Origin of the sequence: Pseudomonas lactucae (genome assembly GCF_036688725.1) — a bacterium.
Classification (GTDB): domain Bacteria; phylum Pseudomonadota; class Gammaproteobacteria; order Pseudomonadales; family Pseudomonadaceae; genus Aquipseudomonas; species Aquipseudomonas lactucae.
Map to the genome: position 1 here is coordinate 84,500 of NZ_JAQQPT010000026.1, position 16,584 is coordinate 101,083.

Consider the following 16,584-nt stretch of genomic DNA (forward strand, 5'->3'; position numbering starts at 1 on the left):
ATGCTATTGAAATATAAATATTATTTCTGAATGGGTAACGGGTTAGGCCCGGCGGTGCGGCGGTAGCATCCCGTTGAACTTCCCTTGGAACTCTCTAATATCAGCCCTGTGTCCACGGATTGACACAGCCATTAAGGAACGATGGCTCAGGGAACGTCGCAGGATGCGATTCATCAGGATGATGAAAAGGAATACAGGGACTAAGGAAAAAATGTGGGCGGGTCATACCGCCCCTTTTTTTGCCTGTAGAAAAGTGAATGCGTTCCTCCGAGCACAAAAAAAGGCCCTCAAGGCCTTTTTTGTTGGGCAGCGGTGTTTTAGCGCTCTAGTTGCTCAATCTTGTTGGGTTTGCCATCCCACTCAGCGGCATCCGGCATCGGATCTTTGCGCTCGGTGATGTTCGGCCACACTTCTGCCAGCTCGACGTTCAACTGGATGAACTGTTCCATACCCGCAGGCACTTCGTCCTCGGAGAAAATCGCAACGGCCGGGCATTCCGGCTCACACAGGGCGCAGTCAATGCACTCATCCGGGTGGATAACCAGGAAATTCGGGCCTTCGTAAAAGCAGTCCACCGGACACACTTCTACGCAGTCGGTGTACTTGCACTTGATGCAGTTGTCGGTGACGACGAAGGTCATTTCTAATTTTCTCCTCAGGCGGCGGCAGCGAAACCCTTTATGGCAGGGCTCGCGAGGTTCGGGAGCGATAGTCTGCAGGCCAGGCTAAAAAGCCTGCAGCATCCCAAACCGCGCGAGAGTCTACCAGCTTGCAAGCGTCAGCGTTATATCCGAGTCTTCAGTGCATATAACATTTCGAGCGCTTTACGCGGCGTCAAATCATCCAGGTCAAGCTTTGCCAACTCATCCAGCACCGGGTGGGGCAGGCTGGCGAACAGATCGCTCTGATGCGGCGCGGCGGGCTTGCGGGCGGCCTTGGCGGGGCTGGCGACCACGGTTTCGTGGGGTAGCGCCGTGGTTTCCAGGCGGCTGAGGTGCTCGCGGGCGCGCAGGATTACGTCGTTCGGCACGCCGGCCAGTTGTGCCACGGCCAGGCCGTAGCTTTGGCTGGCCGGCCCTGGCAGCACATGATGCAGGAACACGATGCGCTCGTTGTGCTCGGTGGCATTGAGGTGCACGTTGGCCACCAGCGGCTCGCTTTCCGGCAGCACGGTCAGTTCAAAGTAATGCGTGGCAAACAGCGTATACGCGCGCAAGTGCGCCAAACGCTCGGCCGCCGCCCACGCCAGCGACAGGCCGTCGAAGGTGCTGGTGCCGCGGCCGACTTCGTCCATTAGCACCAGGCTGCGCTCGGTGGCGTTGTGCAGGATGTTCGCGGTTTCGCTCATTTCCACCATAAAGGTCGAACGGCCACCCGCCAGGTCATCGCTGGAGCCGATCCGGGTGAAAATGCGGTCGACCAGGGACAACTCGCAACTGGCCGCCGGCACAAAGCTGCCGATATGCGCCAGCAACACAATCAATGCGGTCTGACGCATGTAAGTGGATTTACCGCCCATGTTCGGGCCGGTGATCACCAGCATGCGGGTGTCGTCGTCCAGCGACAGGTCGTTGGCGACGAACGGCGTAGTCAACACCTGCTCCACCACCGGATGGCGCCCCTGCACGATGCGCATGCACGGCTCGCTGACAAAACGCGGGCAGTTCAGGTCAAGATTCAGCGCCCGTTCGGCGAGGTTGCTCAGCACATCCAGTTCCGCCAGGGCGGCGGCGGTGTCCTGCAGCGGCGCCAATTGGCTGATCAAGTCCTCCAGCAAGGCCTCGTAGAGCATCTTTTCCCGAGCCAGGGCACGACTCTTGGCCGACAGCGCCTTGTCTTCAAACGCCTTCAGCTCGGGGGTGATAAAGCGCTCGGCACCTTTGAGTGTCTGACGGCGTTGATAGTCGATGGGCGCCGACTCGGCTTGCTTGCTCGGCAACTCGATAAAGTAGCCATGCACGCGGTTGTAGCCCACCTTCAGGTTGGCCAGACCGGTGCGGGCTTTTTCGCGGGCTTCCAGGTCTATCAGGAACTGCCCGGCGTTTTCGCTCAGGGACTGCAATTCGTCCAGTTCGCTGTCGTAGCCGGTCTTGAGTACGCCGCCGTCGCGGATGATCGCCGGCGGGTTGTCGATGATGGCCTTTTCAAGCAGCGCTGCCAGTTCCGGGTAGGTACCGGTCGTGACGGCGAGTTGTTGCAGGTGCGGCGTATCCAGTTCGGTCATCGCCACTTGCAGCTGCGGCAGTGCGCCAAGGGCGTCGCGCAGACGCGCCAGGTCACGGGGCCGTGCATTGCGCAGGCCGATCCGCGCCAGGATACGCTCGATATCGCCGATTTCCTTCAACTGCGGCTGCAGCTTTTCAAAGCGATAACCGTCCAGCAGGCAGGTAATCGACGTCTGACGCGCTTGCAGCACCGTCAAATCCCGCAACGGACGGTTCAGCCAGCGGGTCAACAAACGGCTGCCCATGGCGGTTTGGCAGCGGTCGACCACCGACTGCAGGGTGTTGTCACGCCCGCCGGACAGGTTGGTGTCCAGTTCCAGGTTGCGACGGCTCGCGCCATCGAGCACCACTGTGTCATCCAGGCGCTCATGGCGCAGGCTGCGCAAATGCGGCAGGGCGGTGCGTTGGGTTTCCTTGGCGTAGCTGAGCAGGCAACCGGCGGCACCGATGGCCAGGGTCAGGGTTTCGCAACCGAAGCCTTTAAGGTCCTGCACCGAGAACTGTTGGCATAGGCTTTTCAGCGCCGAGTCACGCTCGAAATCCCACGGTGCGCGACGCTTGGTCCCACGGCGTTTTTCTGCTGGCAGGTCTTTGGGCCAATCATCCGGGATCAACAACTCCACCGGGTTGATACGCTCCAGCTCCGCCAGCAGGTTCTCCCAGCCCTTGATCTCCAGCACACTGAAATTACCGCTGGTGATGTCCAGTACCGAAAGCCCGAACAAGCGCTCATCGCCCAACACCGCCGCGATCAGGTTATCGCGACGCTCATCCAGCAGCGCCTCATCACTGACCGTCCCCGGCGTAATAATGCGCACCACCTGACGCTCCACCGGGCCTTTGCTGGTGGCCGGATCGCCGATCTGCTCACAGATCACCACCGACTCGCCCAGCTTCACCAGCTTGACCAAGTAGCCTTCCAACGAATGGTAAGGAATCCCACACATCGGAATCGCCTGCCCCGCCGACTGCCCGCGCGCGGTCAGCGTGATGTCGAGCAGCTTGGCGGCCTTCTTCGCGTCTTCGTAGAAGATCTCGTAGAAGTCGCCCATGCGATAGAACATCAACTGATCAGGGTGCTGGTTTTTCAAGCGCCAGTACTGCTGCATCATCGGGGTGTGGGAGGACAGGTCTGAAGTGTTCTTACTCATTGGGTAGTAGGCAAATTCGTTGAAAGTGATGGGGCAAAGGGGGCGCTTGGCCCAGCATTTTTTGCGATGGCGGCAAGGTTAACACGCGAGGTCGGAGGTTCGCAGGTCGCAAGCGCCGGGGTAAAACGCAAAAGGAAACGTCCCTCGCTGCTTGTGTGCAACGCAAGCGCTGAGGCATCCCCGTTTGTATGGGGGCCTGGGTACTCAGCCGCGTGCACCATAAAAGTGGCTTAGCAGGATCAGCTCACACACAGCGACAAAAATGCAGAGCACAATGAAACCGGGACTGAAGACGCGTTTGCGCTGGGATGGACCTTCGCCCAGCCAGCTTGGGTCTGCGTCATCGGACACCAAGACCAGGAGCGAAAGCACTGCGAGCATCCATGCCTTGGTCCAAAAGCTATAGGTTCGCCATTGAGTCATCCGTGCTCTTCCTACCGCAGCATTTATTTGGAGGCAGACATCTCCACCTCGGCCGTTATTGCGATGACGGCAAGGTTAACATGCAGGGTTTACTCTTCGCAGAGCCGCTTGGGGCCTGTAAAATGCATAAATGATGCATTTTTATGCGATTTAGCATTTGCCAACCCCAAAAACTCCCGTCACTATCCCCATTATGCAAAAACGCAACGTTTCTATCGTCTTAAGAGAACTGCTGGACCGCGACCGGATCTCCCCCACGGAGCTTCACCGACGTACTGGCGTGCCTCAATCCACTCTGTCCCGGATCCTCAGCGGCAAGATCGTTGATCCGTCGGACAAGCACATTTCCCGCGTTGCCGAGTATTTCCGCGTCAGCACCGACCAACTGCGCGGCCGCGTGGCGCTGGGTGTCTTGCGCGAGGAGGGGCGCGACCCCATGCATTCGGAGCTCAAGGACATAAGCCTGTGGGATGACGACACGCCCGTTAATGATGACGAGGTGTCGATCCCCTTTCTGCGTGAGGTTGAATTGGCTGCTGGATCAGGAAGATTCGTCATCGAGGAAAGCGAGAAGGCCAGCCTGCGTTTTGGAAAGCGCAGCCTGCGGCACAACGGTGTGCAGTTCGACCAGGCCAAGTGTGTGACGGTGCGCGGCAACAGCATGTTGCCGGTGCTGCGCGACGGTGCGACGGTCGGTGTGAACGCGGGCAAAAGCGCGATTGGCGACATCGTCGATGGCGACCTGTACGCCATCAATCACAATGGCCAACTGCGGGTCAAACAGCTCTACCGTCTGCCTTCGGGTATTCGCCTGCGCAGTTTCAACCGCGATGAACACCCCGATGAGGATTACAGCTTCCAGGACATCCAGGATGAGCAGATCAGCATCCTGGGCCACGTGTTCTGGTGGGGCATGTACGCTCGCTAACTCTTTTCTGTCAGACGAAGCCCGCCAACGTGCGGGCTTTTTTTCACCTGTAAAAAATCGCCAAACCCTAGGCCTGCCTGGCTTTAAATGCGTTTGTGCATTTTATCGCGAAAAAATAAATGCATTTGTGCATTGACTGTATATGTATCCAGTAATACTCTTCATCTCAAGCCAGCCAACAAGGCCTGGTGGAGGCGGCAAGGATGCTGCCAAGGAAGACAAGGAAGGCACGCAACATTGGCAAGGACGCCATCCGAGCGATGGCAAGGACGCCAGGCAACACTGGCAAGGATGCCGACGCTCTTTAGTGATACCGCTTCAGAAACAGGCAGCGATGAACCGGCCTTATATGGTTCAGAGGGTTGGCAACTGACCCGGGTGTGCAGCGTAAAACACCAGAAGCAGTTATCCGGCGGACAGGGATCGTGGTCGGAAAAACATCAAGGAACAATCCGTAACGCGCCAGTAGCGCCGAAGGACCGCATTACTGAAAAGCCTGGGTGACCGGGCTTTTTGGAATGCCTACCGACAAACGGAATAAATCAGGCACCGGCACGTTGCCGGCATTGCTCAGCCAGGAGGCGTGACATGACAAACGAGCAGCAAGCGTTAGCGGAAATGCCTATCTGGCTGGTGATCGTACTGGCGCTGATCGGCGGTGTATCCGGCGAAATGTGGCGCGCCGACAAAGAGGGGGCGCGGGGTTGGTCACTGGTACGGCGCCTGGCGCTGCGCTCCGGGGCATGCATGGTCTGCGGGGTCTCGGCATTGATGCTGTGCTACGCCGCCGGCATGTCGATCTGGACCGCCGGCGCGATCGGCTGCCTCACCGCCATGGCGGGGGCCGACGTTGCCATCGGCCTTTATGAACGCTGGGCGGCCAAGCGCATCGGGGTCAACGAGGGTCCACCCTCCCGACCGGATCAGCAATAGCCGCTGCAAGGACGCAACGAAATGACACTTATCGAAAAACCATCCCAACTGCCTGTCGCGATTGGGGAGGCGCTGAAGAGTGCTTTCCCACAATTACGGGTAGGCAATCACCAGGACTTTGCCGGCGTCGGTGATCACACCGGCGTGCTGATCAGTGTCGAACGCAACGGCCCCGGCGTTCGTTCCCCTGAAGGGCGCAAGGCACATGTTTTGTCGGTTTCACTCAGGGCTACGGTCGCCAGCGGGGCGGCACCTTTTGATGCGTGCGACCTGGCCAGCCAATTGATGGATCTCGCCCTGGATAACCGCTGGGGCCTGCCGTTGGATCAGTGCGATTTGCCCACGGCCGTCGTCGCGGCACCCTCCGGACTTTCCAGCGCCGAAACTGACTACGACACCTGGACCGTTTCCTTCACCCAAATACTCTATCTCGGCCCGTCGTTGCTCGAAGATCCCACAGGCACACCACTGTTTGCTTGCACTTGGGACGTCTCAAACATCGACGATCCGGACCAATATCGGCCCATGCAGAAGTAGTCCATGTAGGTTGCCATTCACGTCATCTTCGGTTTCGGCCGCTTCCCTCTCTGCTGTCACCGCGTCGGCGGCGTACTGCCTGAGCGATCCGCAACAAGTTCGGCAAAACACGGATACCCAGCTTTCGCGCTGGTTTTTGCTTACGGAGTAGGCCATTCAGAAAAAAGGGGGTTGCGGATGTTGAACGAATTCAGATGCGGTAACTGCAAAAGGCTCCTCGCCCGTACGGGTGGGCTTACAGAACTCCAGATCAAGTGTTCCCGATGTGGGACGTTGAATCATGTGAAGGCCACGCGCCTCGTGCAATCGCCTTTGAGCGACATGAATGCGGAATTCTCCGCGATAAATCATTCGACTCAAGGTAGATAGATATGGATCAAGTAAAAGCAGGCGCAAAATTCATCAACCTCATCGGCTTCGACGACTACGTTCGGCCCATGATTTTGCCAGCACAGAACACCACGGGCATAGTGATCCGCACATGCATCAATAACGGTGGCCGACTGTTCACGGGTACTGTCGCGCCAGTTTATGCGACGCTCAAGACCTCTCCGGTGGTTTGCGCGGTTCAGGGGCAGGTTCCGTTTGAGATTCTGATCCCTGCCGGCCAAGGTCTTTGGTATGGCCCGGGTAACAGCGATTCGAGCCTTTATGTAACTTATGACTTACTGCCCTGATCGGTAGTTGATCTTGTAGCAAATGAAGCCCTGCGATTGTGCAGGGCTTTTTTATTTTCGACCCCACCACGTCCATTGCTTCGAGCTGGGAGCTCTGCAAACGCGTGGCTATTCGCCGTTCTGATAGGCGCAATTGTCACTAGTCGGTGGAATAAGAACGACCTGGCGAATTGGCATGCTTGAGTAAGTTTCCTGATCAATGACGTAGCCTGGAGGAAAGCAGGCCTTCCTGCATGCAGGGGCTCCGGTCGATTACTAAGGTGGTGAATGTGGGGGATACGGTACGGGCTATCGCAGTTCGATCACGACGGGTGGGCTGTCCGTATTGCGTGTTTTTCAGGATGAAACCGATGGTCATCACACTGTCCCAACTGATTCAAATCATGCCGCAAGCCCGCTCTTCAGCAGGCCTCTTTTTGCACGCCTTGAATGCGGCGTTTGCGCGGCATGAAATTAACAGCGTGCCGCGTGCTGCCGCCTTTCTTGCCCAAATCGGCCACGAGTCCGGTGAACTGCGCTACGTGCGTGAACTGGGCAGCGACCCGTACTTGAGCAAATATGACACGGGCGTGCTGGCCGCTCGCCTGGGCAACACCCCTGACGCCGACGGCGATGGCCAGAAATACCGGGGCAGGGGGCTGATCCAGATTACCGGCCGCCGCAACTACCTGGCGTGCAGCCACGTCTTGTTCGGCGATGATCGTTTGTTGCGCGAACCGGCTTTGCTGGAGCAACCGCAATGGGCCTGTGAATCGGCTGCCTGGTTCTGGCAGCGCAATGGCCTGAACGAACTGGCCGACCAGGAGCGGTTCACCACCATCACTCGGCGCATCAATGGTGGGCTTAATGGTCTGGAGGATCGTCTGCAGTTGTGGGCGCGGGCGAAGGCGGTGCTATGCGCTTCCCAGGCGTAATCGGTGCCTGCCTGCTGGCCGCAGTGGTGTGGCAAGTGCAGGCATGGCGATATACCGCGCAGCTTGAGCAACAATCCTCAGCCCATGCGCAGGTATTGAGCCAACAATACCTGGCGGGCTTGCATCAGCTGCAGGCTGAACAGGACAAACGACTGGCCCTGGAGCAGCAGCTCAATGTCAGCGATCAACAACATGCCAGGGAGTTGAGCGATGTCCAGCGTCATCAGGCTGCTTTGCGCGACCGTCTTGCCACTGCTGATGTGCGGTTGTCAGTCCTTTTCGACGCCACCGAGCCCACCCGTGGCTGTTCAATGCCAGCCACCGCCACCTCCGGCGGCGTGGTTCATGCAGCCGCGCGAGCCCGACTTGACCCGGCGCATGCTCAACGAATTATCGACATCACCGATGCCGGCGACCAGGGACTGATCGCCTTGCGCGCTTGCCAGGCGTATGCGCGCGCGGTCGCCCGCTAATCTCTTGTTCCAGTCTGTCGCTTGCATGAGCGATTTGCTCCTGTAGGGTAGTCGAACGCCCGCCCACTCCAGGAGACGACCGTGAAAGACATTACCCCACTTGCTGCTGAATTAGGCCGACGTTTACAGGTGCTCAATGCCCACGTCACCACTGCCGAGTCCTGTACCGGCGGCGGGATTGCCGAGGCGGTTACACGGATACCGGGCAGTTCGGCCTGGTTCGAAGCGGGGTATGTCACCTACTCCAATCGGCAGAAGACCCGGCAGTTGAACGTGCCGGAGGATTTGTTTGCAAAAGTGGGCGCGGTCAGTCGGGAAGTGGTGGAAGCAATGGTTCGTGGCGCCCAGGAAAAAAGCCTGGCGCGATTTGCCGTGGCGGTCAGTGGTGTGGCGGGGCCGGACGGCGGTTCGCCGGACAAACCGGTGGGCACTGTATGGCTCGCGTTCGGCGTGGGCGATGAGGTCACCGCCGAGCTTGCGCACTTTTCCGGCAACCGCGACGAGGTCCGCCGACAAACGGTAAAGGCCGCGCTGGAGGGTCTGTTGCGACGAGCTGCAGCAGAAATAGAAAATCAGGGGTAGGCGATCTCCGATCTTTGTGGAACAATACTGTCTACTTATACAGGTGTTGGCCGTCAGGCCTTATTGATTACGTGAGGACTTTAATGGACGACAACAAGAAGAAAGCCTTGGCTGCGGCCCTGGGTCAGATCGAACGTCAATTCGGCAAGGGTGCCGTAATGCGTATGGGCGATCACGACCGTCAGGCGATCCCGGCTATTTCCACTGGCTCTCTGGGGCTGGACATCGCGCTCGGCATTGGCGGCCTGCCAAAAGGCCGTATTGTTGAAATCTACGGTCCGGAATCTTCCGGTAAAACCACCCTGACCCTGTCGGTGATTGCCCAGGCGCAAAAAATGGGCGCTACCTGTGCGTTCGTCGATGCTGAACACGCCCTGGACCCTGAGTACGCCGGCAAGCTGGGTGTCAACGTTGATGACCTGCTGGTTTCCCAGCCGGACACCGGCGAGCAAGCCCTGGAAATCACCGACATGCTGGTGCGTTCCAATGCCATCGACGTGATCGTGGTCGACTCCGTGGCAGCCCTGGTACCCAAGGCTGAAATCGAAGGCGAAATGGGTGATATGCACGTGGGCCTCCAAGCTCGTCTGATGTCCCAGGCGCTGCGTAAAATCACCGGTAACATCAAGAACGCCAACTGCCTGGTGATCTTCATCAACCAGATCCGTATGAAGATCGGCGTGATGTTCGGCAGCCCGGAAACCACCACCGGTGGTAACGCGCTGAAGTTCTACGCTTCGGTCCGCCTGGACATCCGCCGTACCGGCGCGGTGAAGGAAGGTGACGAAGTGGTGGGTAGCGAAACCCGCGTCAAGGTTGTGAAGAACAAAGTGGCTCCGCCATTCCGTCAGGCCGAGTTCCAGATTCTCTACGGCAAAGGTATCTACCTGAACGGCGAAATGATCGATTTGGGTGTGCTGCACGGTTTCGTCGAGAAATCCGGTGCATGGTATGCCTACAACGGCAGCAAAATTGGTCAGGGCAAGGCGAACTCTGCCAAGTTCCTGGCAGACAACCCGGACATTGCTGCCACGCTTGAAAAGCAGATCCGCGATAAACTGCTGACCCCTGCGCCAGACGTGAAAGCTGCCGCCAACCGCGAGCCGGTTGAAGAAGTGGAAGAAGCTGACACTGACATCTGAAGCACACGATGACTGTTGTACTGGATACACTCGTCGCCGTTCGGCGCACTGCGATGGACCTGCTCGCTCGTCGCGAGCACGGTCGGGTCGAGCTGACGCGTAAACTGCGTCAGCGCGGCGCAGATCCCGAGATGATCGACACAGCCCTCGACCGGTTAACGGAAGAAGGGCTGCTGTCGGAATCCCGTTACCTAGAAAGCTTTGTCTCCTACCGAGCCCGATCCGGTTATGGCCCCGCACGCATTCGTGAGGAACTGAGCCAGCGTGGCCTGCAACGCGCCGACATCGACCTCGCCCTGCGTGAGTGCGGCATCAGTTGGCAATCGCAGTTGGAAGACACCTGGCGTCGCAAATTTTCTGGCCATCTGCCTATCGATGCGAAGGAACGAGCGAAACAGGGCCGCTTTCTGAGTTATCGCGGCTTTTCGATGGAGATGATCAGCCGCTTATTAAGTGGCCGAGATGTGGACGACTAAGTTGACTGTGGCGAGGGAGCTTGTTCCCGCTGGGCTGCGCAGCAGGCCCAAATGTCCCATCACCCTTTCGCCTGACTCACCGACCACAAAAAAGACCCACTATGAAAATAGTGGGTCTTTTTTTTTGCGCTCAAAAAATCAAGCCGTCTGCGGCGACACCCGCTGCTGTGTCTTCCCTTGAGCCTGCGCCCAGTTCGCCGGCAAGTTGATGTAATCCACCAGCTCCCGTAACCGGCCCTGATCCCGCCCATTGAAGTTGAACACCAGTCGTGTCAAATGGCTGAACCGTGGCTCATCATGTTCCTCGCCTGTATAGGCAAGTTGCTGGAACTCTCCACTCAATCGCAGGCTGGCAAATTCACTCTGTAGATGCTTAAGCGCTTGATCACTAAGCGGGTGATTCATGCGTACCACAAACTCACGCTTCAACCAGCGCGTGGAATGGAAATTGGCATAAAACTGGTTGATGTCTTCCACCGCTTCTTCAGCGCTATGCACCAGTCGAACCAACTTGAGGTCGGTAGGCAAGATATAGCGATTGGCTTCCAGTTGGCTGCGGATAAAGTCCAGGGCGCCTTGCCAGAAGCCACCCCCCGGAGCATCCAGTAACACCACAGGCACCAAGGGACTCTTGCCGGTCTGGATCAGCGTCAGCACTTCCAGTGCTTCATCCAGGGTGCCGAAACCGCCTGGGCACAACACCAATGCATCCGCTTCCTTGACGAAAAACAGCTTGCGCGTAAAGAAGAAGTGAAAGGACAGCAGGTTCTCGGTGCCATCAATGGTCGGGTTGGCGTGCTGTTCAAATGGCAGGGTGATATTGAATCCCAGGCTGTGCTCCAGGCCCGCGCCCTCGTGCGCCGCAGCCATGATGCCGCCGCCACCGCCAGTGATCACCATCAAGTCCGAGCGTGCCAGCGCGGCGCCCACTTCACGGGCCAAGGCGTACAAGGGGCTTTCCACCGGTGTACGTGCCGAGCCGAAGACGGTGACCTTGCGCCGCCCCTTGAATTGTTCAAGCACGCGAAAGGCATGGTCCAGTTCTCGGATGGCACGCAGAGTGATCTTGGCATTCCAGCGATCACGGTCTTCCTCGGCCATGCGCAGCACGGTGAGAATCATGTCGCGATACAGGGGAATATTCGGGCTATTGGGGGCGATCAACTGAAGTTGAGTATCGACCTGTTGCGTGAGATCGACGTCTTTTTCTGCAAAATGCTTGAGCAGGCTGTCATTCGGTTCGTAAGGCATTCAGCGTCTCCTTTTTGCAGGGCCCGGGTAGCCGACGAATGATTCGCCGGAGGCGACGACACTGCATGTGTCGCTGCTTGCCGCAGGGGGCAACCTTCTTTTGCCCTGAAAATATTACAAAACAACCTGAAAAAGGTTGTGAACAAGCGGTTGGGATGACTTGATCATGGGCCGAAAAACCCTTGGCTGGCAACCGCTTATTGGATTTGCCGGGTGCAGTCCAAGACGCTGGTGGGGATTGACGCGCGGGAGGGCGCGCCAGTGGACAGCGGCGCGCCGGGGGCAGGCAGAGGTTACTTTTTCTTCTTCGCAGGCGCCGGGCAATCGGCTTCCACGAACTTTACCGATGCCACAGGACGGTTGGTCTTGTTCTCGGTGATTTCGTAGCGCATGACTGCGCCCTTGGCCATCAGTTCGCGGTAGCCTGGGTTGGTGCACACGCTGCGGCCCAGTTGAAAATACACTGCTTTGGGATTGGCGCGCATCTGTTCGGCGCGGTCGGGCAGCACGCTGAGGTGATCGATCAGTTGCATGCCTTCAACCGTGTAGGCCACTTCCAGGGTTTTTTCGTCGATTTCCCGGGGCAGGTCCTTGTTGCTTTCAGCCGCGACGCTTTGCAGCTTCCTGTTCATTTGCGCCTCCAGCAGCGAGGCCGCCTGGGCGCCCACAGGCAAGACCAGCGCAAGCGCGATGGATGGGGCGACAAGACGCAGCATGGAACGCAGCATGAAATTCTCCTGATTCGGTTACTGGTGCATAGACCAACCACTGCGCCGTGCGTTCAGTGGCGCGCGATTATAGGTGACCCCTTGCCACTACAGCCAGGCGTATCGCTGGTAAACTGCGAGCACTTCAGCCCTCCACGAGTTTTTTCCGTGTCGATTGACCTTTTCCCGCGGCGTACCCGATGAGCCACGCCGTTTCTCGCCTGCGCACCCTGCGCCTGGCGCGCGCTGTCAAGCCGTTCGTCAACCGGGGCTCCCGTGCCGAACGTTGCCCCGGTTGCCGGGTGATCCCCGAGTACTGCCTGTGCGCCTGGCGGCCCAAGGTCCAGGCCAGGTCCGCCATGTGCCTGTTGATGCACGATGTCGAACCGATGAAGCCCAGCAACACGGGTTGGCTGATCGCCGATGTCATCGATGACACCCTGGCGTTCGCGTGGTCGCGCACTGAAGTCGATCCGCAGTTGCTTACCTTGCTCGCTGACCCGCAATGGCAGCCTTATATCGTGTTCCCCGGTGAGTTCGTGGCGCCTGAGCGGGTGGTGGGTGAGGTCATGGTGAACGAGGGCAAACGCCCCTTGTTTATCCTGCTGGACGGCACTTGGAGTGAAGCGCGCAAGATGTTTCGCAAGAGCCCTTACCTGGAGCATTTGCCGGTCCTGAGTCTGGCGCCTGAGCAACTGTCGCGTTACAAGCTGCGCCGGTCCAAGCGCGATGATCATTTCTGCACCGCCGAAGTCGCCGCCTTGTGTCTGGAATTGGCCGCCGACGGTGCCGCCAGCGAAGTACTGGATGCCTACCTCGACGTCTTCAGCACCCATTACCTGGCCGCCAAGTTCCAGATGCCCTTGGATCCGACAGATGTCGTTCATACTCGACTGGCGCCCTATATACCGAGCGTATAGCCAGACGACGTTTGCATGATGGCACTGTAAACCCAGTCGCCGCTAAAATGCCCACCGGGCGTAGTGCTTGACCCCCCAGGCTACGCTGGGCATGCTGGGCGCCGATTGGGGCGCAACCTCGTATTTTCGACGTCGTTCCAGGCGCTTTTGACGTCGAGCTTGCCCTGTGGCGATGGCCGCCTGGTCGTTGCCGTGTGTACTGGCGAACCCTGAACCCATCGGGGCTGCCATAAAAACAGGATCATTTAATCAATGGCCACATACGAAATCCTGATAGCCGATGACCATCCGCTGTTTCGCAGTGCGCTGCATCAGGCGGTGACCCTGGGCCTTGGCTCGGATGTCCGCTTGGTCGAGGTGGCCAGCATTGCCGAGCTGGAGGCCCGCCTCACCGAAAAGTCCGACTGGGACCTGGTGCTGCTCGACCTGAACATGCCCGGTGCTTACGGTTTCTCGGGGCTGGTGTTGTTACGCGGGCAATACCCGCAGATCCCCGTGGTGATGGTCTCGGCCCAGGAAGAAGCCGACGTGGTGGTGCGCTCCAAAGAGTTTGGCGCCAGCGGTTTCATTCCCAAGTCCAGCGCCATGGAAGATATTCAGAGCGCCGTGCGCAAAGTGCTCGATGGCGATGTGTCCTGGCCGCCGCAGGCGTTCGAAGAAATCAACGTGTCCGATGAAGCCAAGGCTGCCCGTGATGGCCTCGCCAGTTTGACACCCCAGCAGTTTCGGGTGCTGACCATGGTCTGCGAAGGGCTGCTGAACAAACAGATTGCCTACGAGTTGAGCGTGTCGGAAGCGACCATCAAAGCTCACGTGACCGCAATCTTCCGCAAGCTGGGCGTGCGTACGCGCACCCAGGCTGCGCTGCTGTTGCAACAACTTGAGTCAATTTCACAGCATTAAGCTGATAGCGATTCACGCTTTTTTGACTTGGCGTGATCTAGTTTCCCCACTTCTTTGGTTCAGTTGCCTACGTCTATGTCGCCTTTCAAGGGTCAAACCGGTATCAAACGTATCTTCAATGCGGGGGGCTATTCCCTGGATGGTCTGCGCGCGGCTTTCACGGGCGAGGCGGCTTTCCGTCAGTTGGTGCTGCTCAATGTCATCCTTATCCCGCTGAGTTTTTTCCTGAACGTCAGCCGGGTCGAGCGGGCTTTGTTGATCGCCGTTTGCCTGTTGGCCTTGATCGTCGAGTTGCTCAACTCGGCGGTGGAGGCGGCGATCGACCGAATCTCTCTGGACCGCCACCCGCTGTCAAAAAATGCCAAGGACATGGGCAGCGCCGCGCAATTCGTCGCGCTGACCATGATCACCCTGGTGTGGGCCGTGATCCTTATCTAAGCCTCAGGCGATACTCGGCAGCACGATCTCGTCGCTGCGCTGAACCCCTGCGGTGAAAGCGCGGCACAACTCCAGAAACTCGCGCATCGCCGAGGTCTGGTACTTCTGTTTATGCCAGATGAAGTAGAACTGCCGCGCCAGGTCCAGGTCTGGGGTTTCCACCGGCACCAGGCTGCCCCGACGAAACGCGTCGCGCAGCGCCAGGCGCGAGATGCAACCAATCCCCAATCCCGACTCCACGGCGCGCTTGATCGCCTCGGTGTGTTCCAGTTCCAGGCGGATATTCAGCGCACTGCGGTGATGGCGCATGGCCTGGTCGAAGGTCAGGCGCGTGCCTGAGCCTTGTTCGCGCAGGATCCACGCCTCATGGGTCAGCTCTTCCATCGTTGCCACGCCACGCTTGGCCAAATGATGCTGGGGCGCGCAAAACACCACCAGTTCATCTTCCACCCAGGTCTGTACTTCGATGTCCGGGTGGCTGCAGTCGCCTTCGATTAGACCCAGGTCAATTTCGTAATGTGCAACCTGGTGCACGATATTGGCAGTGTTCTGCACATGCAGCTTCACTTGGCTTTCGGGGTGCTGCTGCATGAAACTGCCGATCAGCAGGGTGGCCAGGTAATTGCCGATGGTCAGGGTGGCGCCCACCGCCAGGGAGCCGAAGCCGGACTTGCCGTTGAGCAGATCTTCGATCTCCTTGGCCTGGTCCAGCAGCGCCACGGCCTGGGGTAATAGCTGATGTCCGAGGGCGTTGAGGCTCAGGCGTTTACCGGCGCGGTCGAACAATTGGCAGCTGGATTGGCGCTCCAGTTCGGTAATCGACGTACTGGCGGCGGATTGAGATAAGGCCAGAAGGCCAGCAGCGCGTGAGACGCTTTCCTGCTGGGCGACGGCGACGAAGACTTGCAGTTGACGGAGAGTAAATCGCATATCGATATAACCGATAACCCTTATCTTAATAATCCAGTTAACAGATATTGTCGTCGCCATTAGAATGTTGTGCAATTGCGCGCTTCATCTCTGGCGCAGACCCATTTCCAGGAGTTCCCCGTACATGAGCAACATGAACCACGAGCGTGTCCTCAGTGTTCATCACTGGAACGACACTCTGTTCAGCTTCAAGTGCACCCGCGATCCGGGCCTGCGCTTCGAGAACGGTCAGTTCGTGATGATCGGCCTGCAACAGCCTAACGGCCGCCCGCTCATGCGCGCTTACTCCATTGCCAGCCCGAACTGGGAAGAGCATCTGGAGTTCTTCAGTATCAAGGTGCCGGATGGCCCGCTGACTTCCCAATTGCAGCATTTGAAGGAAGGCGACGAGATCATCATCAGCAAAAAACCGACAGGCACCCTGGTGCTTGACGATTTGAAGCCCGGCAAACACCTGTACTTGCTCAGCACCGGTACTGGCCTGGCGCCATTTATGAGCGTGATCCAGGATCCCGAGACCTACGAGCGTTTCGAAAAAGTGATCCTGTGCCACGGCGTGCGTTACGTCAACGAAGTCGCCTACCGCGAATTCATCACCGAGCACCTGCCGCAGAACGAATTCTTCGGCGAGGCCCTGCGTGAAAAGTTGATCTACTACCCAACCGTGACCCGCGAGCCGTTCGAAAACGAAGGCCGCCTGACCGACCTGATGCGCAGCGGCAAGCTGTTCAGCGACATCGGCCTGCCACCGATCAACCCCGAGGACGACCGCGCCATGCTGTGCGGCAGCCCAAGCATGTTGGACGAGACCAGCGAAGTGTTGAACAGCTTCGGCCTGAAAGTTTCGCCACGCATGCGTGAGCCGGGTGATTACTTGATCGAGCGTGCGTTCGTCGAGAAGTAAACCAGTCAGGCCATGTGCTGGTTAAGTGACAAAGAAGATCCAAATGTGGGAGGGGGGGGGGGGGGGGGGG

Annotated in this window: 20 protein-coding genes; 14 read left to right on the top strand and 6 right to left on the bottom strand. The window is 58.4% G+C overall.

Annotated elements, in window-relative coordinates; translation table 11 throughout:
- Positions 1–317: 317 nt before the first annotated feature.
- From fdxA to V6M90_RS30285, 3 genes are all read right to left on the bottom strand, one after another.
- A complete protein-coding gene (fdxA, locus tag V6M90_RS25725) occupies positions 318–641 on the bottom strand; it encodes a ferredoxin FdxA (protein WP_003172109.1) in 324 nt (107 codons plus the stop codon).
- 143 nt (positions 642–784) lie between these two features.
- The gene (gene mutS, locus V6M90_RS25730) at positions 785–3,376 is read right to left on the bottom strand and encodes a DNA mismatch repair protein MutS (RefSeq protein ID WP_332847320.1); all 2,592 of its coding nucleotides are present in this window, start codon (positions 3,374–3,376) and stop codon (positions 785–787) included.
- 204 nt (positions 3,377–3,580) lie between these two features.
- A complete protein-coding gene (locus V6M90_RS30285; RefSeq protein ID WP_003172159.1) occupies positions 3,581–3,799 on the bottom strand; it encodes a hypothetical protein in 219 nt (72 codons plus the stop codon).
- A 193-nt stretch (positions 3,800–3,992) separates the two neighbouring features.
- Here V6M90_RS30285 and V6M90_RS25735 point away from each other — a divergent pair, with 193 nt between their 5' ends.
- From V6M90_RS25735 to recX, 10 genes are all read left to right on the top strand, one after another.
- Positions 3,993–4,727 carry a LexA family transcriptional regulator gene (locus V6M90_RS25735; RefSeq protein WP_332847321.1) on the top strand — a complete coding sequence of 245 codons (735 nt, stop codon included), beginning with the start codon at positions 3,993–3,995 and terminating at the stop codon, positions 4,725–4,727.
- Positions 4,728–5,315: 588 nt separating this feature from the next.
- Positions 5,316–5,660 carry a phage holin family protein gene (locus V6M90_RS25740; RefSeq protein WP_003172163.1) on the top strand — a complete coding sequence of 115 codons (345 nt, stop codon included), beginning with the start codon at positions 5,316–5,318 and terminating at the stop codon, positions 5,658–5,660.
- A 21-nt stretch (positions 5,661–5,681) separates the two neighbouring features.
- Positions 5,682–6,197: a hypothetical protein gene (locus V6M90_RS25745; protein WP_141064103.1), complete on the top strand. Its 516-nt coding sequence runs from the start codon at positions 5,682–5,684 to the stop codon at positions 6,195–6,197.
- Between the two features lie 177 nt (positions 6,198–6,374).
- Positions 6,375–6,566 carry a zinc finger domain-containing protein gene (locus V6M90_RS25750; protein WP_332847322.1) on the top strand — a complete coding sequence of 64 codons (192 nt, stop codon included), beginning with the start codon at positions 6,375–6,377 and terminating at the stop codon, positions 6,564–6,566.
- A gap of 2 nt (positions 6,567–6,568) precedes the next feature.
- Positions 6,569–6,874 carry a hypothetical protein gene (locus tag V6M90_RS25755; protein ID WP_305428595.1) on the top strand — a complete coding sequence of 102 codons (306 nt, stop codon included), beginning with the start codon at positions 6,569–6,571 and terminating at the stop codon, positions 6,872–6,874.
- Positions 6,875–7,224: 350 nt separating this feature from the next.
- Entirely contained in the window at positions 7,225–7,788 is a 564-nt protein-coding gene (locus V6M90_RS25760) for a glycoside hydrolase family 19 protein (protein WP_003172166.1), read from the top strand.
- Positions 7,770–8,261 (top strand): lysis system i-spanin subunit Rz, encoded by a 492-nt coding sequence (locus tag V6M90_RS25765; protein WP_332847323.1) that lies wholly within the window; start codon positions 7,770–7,772, stop codon positions 8,259–8,261. The genes V6M90_RS25760 and V6M90_RS25765 overlap by 19 nt, the downstream gene beginning before the upstream one ends.
- 81 nt (positions 8,262–8,342) lie before the next feature.
- Positions 8,343–8,843 (top strand): CinA family protein, encoded by a 501-nt coding sequence (locus V6M90_RS25770; protein ID WP_305428596.1) that lies wholly within the window; start codon positions 8,343–8,345, stop codon positions 8,841–8,843.
- A gap of 83 nt (positions 8,844–8,926) precedes the next feature.
- Positions 8,927–9,985, top strand: coding sequence for a recombinase RecA (gene recA, locus V6M90_RS25775; protein ID WP_048720087.1), 1,059 nt, complete (start codon positions 8,927–8,929; stop codon positions 9,983–9,985).
- An 8-nt stretch (positions 9,986–9,993) separates the two neighbouring features.
- Positions 9,994–10,461: a recombination regulator RecX gene (recX, locus tag V6M90_RS25780; protein ID WP_003172170.1), complete on the top strand. Its 468-nt coding sequence runs from the start codon at positions 9,994–9,996 to the stop codon at positions 10,459–10,461.
- Positions 10,462–10,599: 138 nt separating this feature from the next.
- Here the strand turns inward: recX and V6M90_RS25785 are convergent, their stop codons facing one another.
- Positions 10,600–11,712, bottom strand: coding sequence for an LOG family protein (locus V6M90_RS25785; RefSeq protein ID WP_332847324.1), 1,113 nt, complete (start codon positions 11,710–11,712; stop codon positions 10,600–10,602).
- 293 nt (positions 11,713–12,005) lie between these two features.
- The gene (locus V6M90_RS25790) at positions 12,006–12,440 is read right to left on the bottom strand and encodes a PA3611 family quorum-sensing-regulated virulence factor (protein ID WP_003172172.1); all 435 of its coding nucleotides are present in this window, start codon (positions 12,438–12,440) and stop codon (positions 12,006–12,008) included.
- Positions 12,441–12,619: 179 nt separating this feature from the next.
- On the opposite strand from V6M90_RS25790, the gene V6M90_RS25795 reads away from it, so the two are divergent.
- The 3 genes from V6M90_RS25795 to V6M90_RS25805 all read left to right on the top strand — a co-directional run bounded on the left by V6M90_RS25795 (position 12,620) and on the right by V6M90_RS25805 (position 14,680).
- The gene (locus V6M90_RS25795) at positions 12,620–13,339 is read left to right on the top strand and encodes a tRNA-uridine aminocarboxypropyltransferase (protein WP_003172173.1); all 720 of its coding nucleotides are present in this window, start codon (positions 12,620–12,622) and stop codon (positions 13,337–13,339) included.
- 252 nt (positions 13,340–13,591) lie between these two features.
- Positions 13,592–14,242 (top strand): response regulator transcription factor ErdR, encoded by a 651-nt coding sequence (gene erdR, locus V6M90_RS25800; RefSeq protein WP_003172174.1) that lies wholly within the window; start codon positions 13,592–13,594, stop codon positions 14,240–14,242.
- Positions 14,243–14,317: 75 nt separating this feature from the next.
- Complete coding sequence (locus V6M90_RS25805; protein WP_003172176.1) at positions 14,318–14,680, top strand: diacylglycerol kinase; 363 nt, start codon at positions 14,318–14,320, stop codon at positions 14,678–14,680.
- A gap of 3 nt (positions 14,681–14,683) precedes the next feature.
- Here the strand turns inward: V6M90_RS25805 and V6M90_RS25810 are convergent, their stop codons facing one another.
- Positions 14,684–15,610: a LysR family transcriptional regulator gene (locus tag V6M90_RS25810; RefSeq protein ID WP_042944277.1), complete on the bottom strand. Its 927-nt coding sequence runs from the start codon at positions 15,608–15,610 to the stop codon at positions 14,684–14,686.
- 124 nt (positions 15,611–15,734) lie between these two features.
- Here V6M90_RS25810 and fpr point away from each other — a divergent pair, with 124 nt between their 5' ends.
- Positions 15,735–16,514, top strand: coding sequence for a ferredoxin-NADP reductase (fpr, locus tag V6M90_RS25815; RefSeq protein ID WP_003172178.1), 780 nt, complete (start codon positions 15,735–15,737; stop codon positions 16,512–16,514).
- The last annotated feature ends 70 nt before the right edge of the window (positions 16,515–16,584 follow it).

Excerpts from the sequence above, each read along its gene's own strand:
- erdR (WP_003172174.1), top strand. The coding sequence starts at position 13,592 with ATGGCCACATACGAAATCCTGATAGCCGATGACCATCCGCTGTTTCGC.
- V6M90_RS25790 (WP_003172172.1), bottom strand. The coding sequence starts at position 12,440 with ATGCTGCGTTCCATGCTGCGTCTTGTCGCCCCATCCATCGCGCTTGCG.
- mutS (WP_332847320.1), bottom strand. The coding sequence starts at position 3,376 with ATGAGTAAGAACACTTCAGACCTGTCCTCCCACACCCCGATGATGCAG.
- recX (WP_003172170.1), top strand. The coding sequence starts at position 9,994 with ATGACTGTTGTACTGGATACACTCGTCGCCGTTCGGCGCACTGCGATG.
- V6M90_RS25745 (WP_141064103.1), top strand. The coding sequence starts at position 5,682 with ATGACACTTATCGAAAAACCATCCCAACTGCCTGTCGCGATTGGGGAG.
- V6M90_RS25810 (WP_042944277.1), bottom strand. The coding sequence starts at position 15,610 with ATGCGATTTACTCTCCGTCAACTGCAAGTCTTCGTCGCCGTCGCCCAG.
- fpr (WP_003172178.1), top strand. The coding sequence starts at position 15,735 with ATGAGCAACATGAACCACGAGCGTGTCCTCAGTGTTCATCACTGGAAC.
- recA (WP_048720087.1), top strand. The coding sequence starts at position 8,927 with ATGGACGACAACAAGAAGAAAGCCTTGGCTGCGGCCCTGGGTCAGATC.
- V6M90_RS25755 (WP_305428595.1), top strand. The coding sequence starts at position 6,569 with ATGGATCAAGTAAAAGCAGGCGCAAAATTCATCAACCTCATCGGCTTC.
- V6M90_RS25740 (WP_003172163.1), top strand. The coding sequence starts at position 5,316 with ATGACAAACGAGCAGCAAGCGTTAGCGGAAATGCCTATCTGGCTGGTG.
- V6M90_RS25805 (WP_003172176.1), top strand. The coding sequence starts at position 14,318 with ATGTCGCCTTTCAAGGGTCAAACCGGTATCAAACGTATCTTCAATGCG.
- fdxA (WP_003172109.1), bottom strand. The coding sequence starts at position 641 with ATGACCTTCGTCGTCACCGACAACTGCATCAAGTGCAAGTACACCGAC.
- V6M90_RS25795 (WP_003172173.1), top strand. The coding sequence starts at position 12,620 with ATGAGCCACGCCGTTTCTCGCCTGCGCACCCTGCGCCTGGCGCGCGCT.
- V6M90_RS30285 (WP_003172159.1), bottom strand. The coding sequence starts at position 3,799 with ATGACTCAATGGCGAACCTATAGCTTTTGGACCAAGGCATGGATGCTC.
- V6M90_RS25750 (WP_332847322.1), top strand. The coding sequence starts at position 6,375 with ATGTTGAACGAATTCAGATGCGGTAACTGCAAAAGGCTCCTCGCCCGT.
- V6M90_RS25765 (WP_332847323.1), top strand. The coding sequence starts at position 7,770 with ATGCGCTTCCCAGGCGTAATCGGTGCCTGCCTGCTGGCCGCAGTGGTG.
- V6M90_RS25760 (WP_003172166.1), top strand. The coding sequence starts at position 7,225 with ATGGTCATCACACTGTCCCAACTGATTCAAATCATGCCGCAAGCCCGC.
- V6M90_RS25735 (WP_332847321.1), top strand. The coding sequence starts at position 3,993 with ATGCAAAAACGCAACGTTTCTATCGTCTTAAGAGAACTGCTGGACCGC.
- V6M90_RS25785 (WP_332847324.1), bottom strand. The coding sequence starts at position 11,712 with ATGCCTTACGAACCGAATGACAGCCTGCTCAAGCATTTTGCAGAAAAA.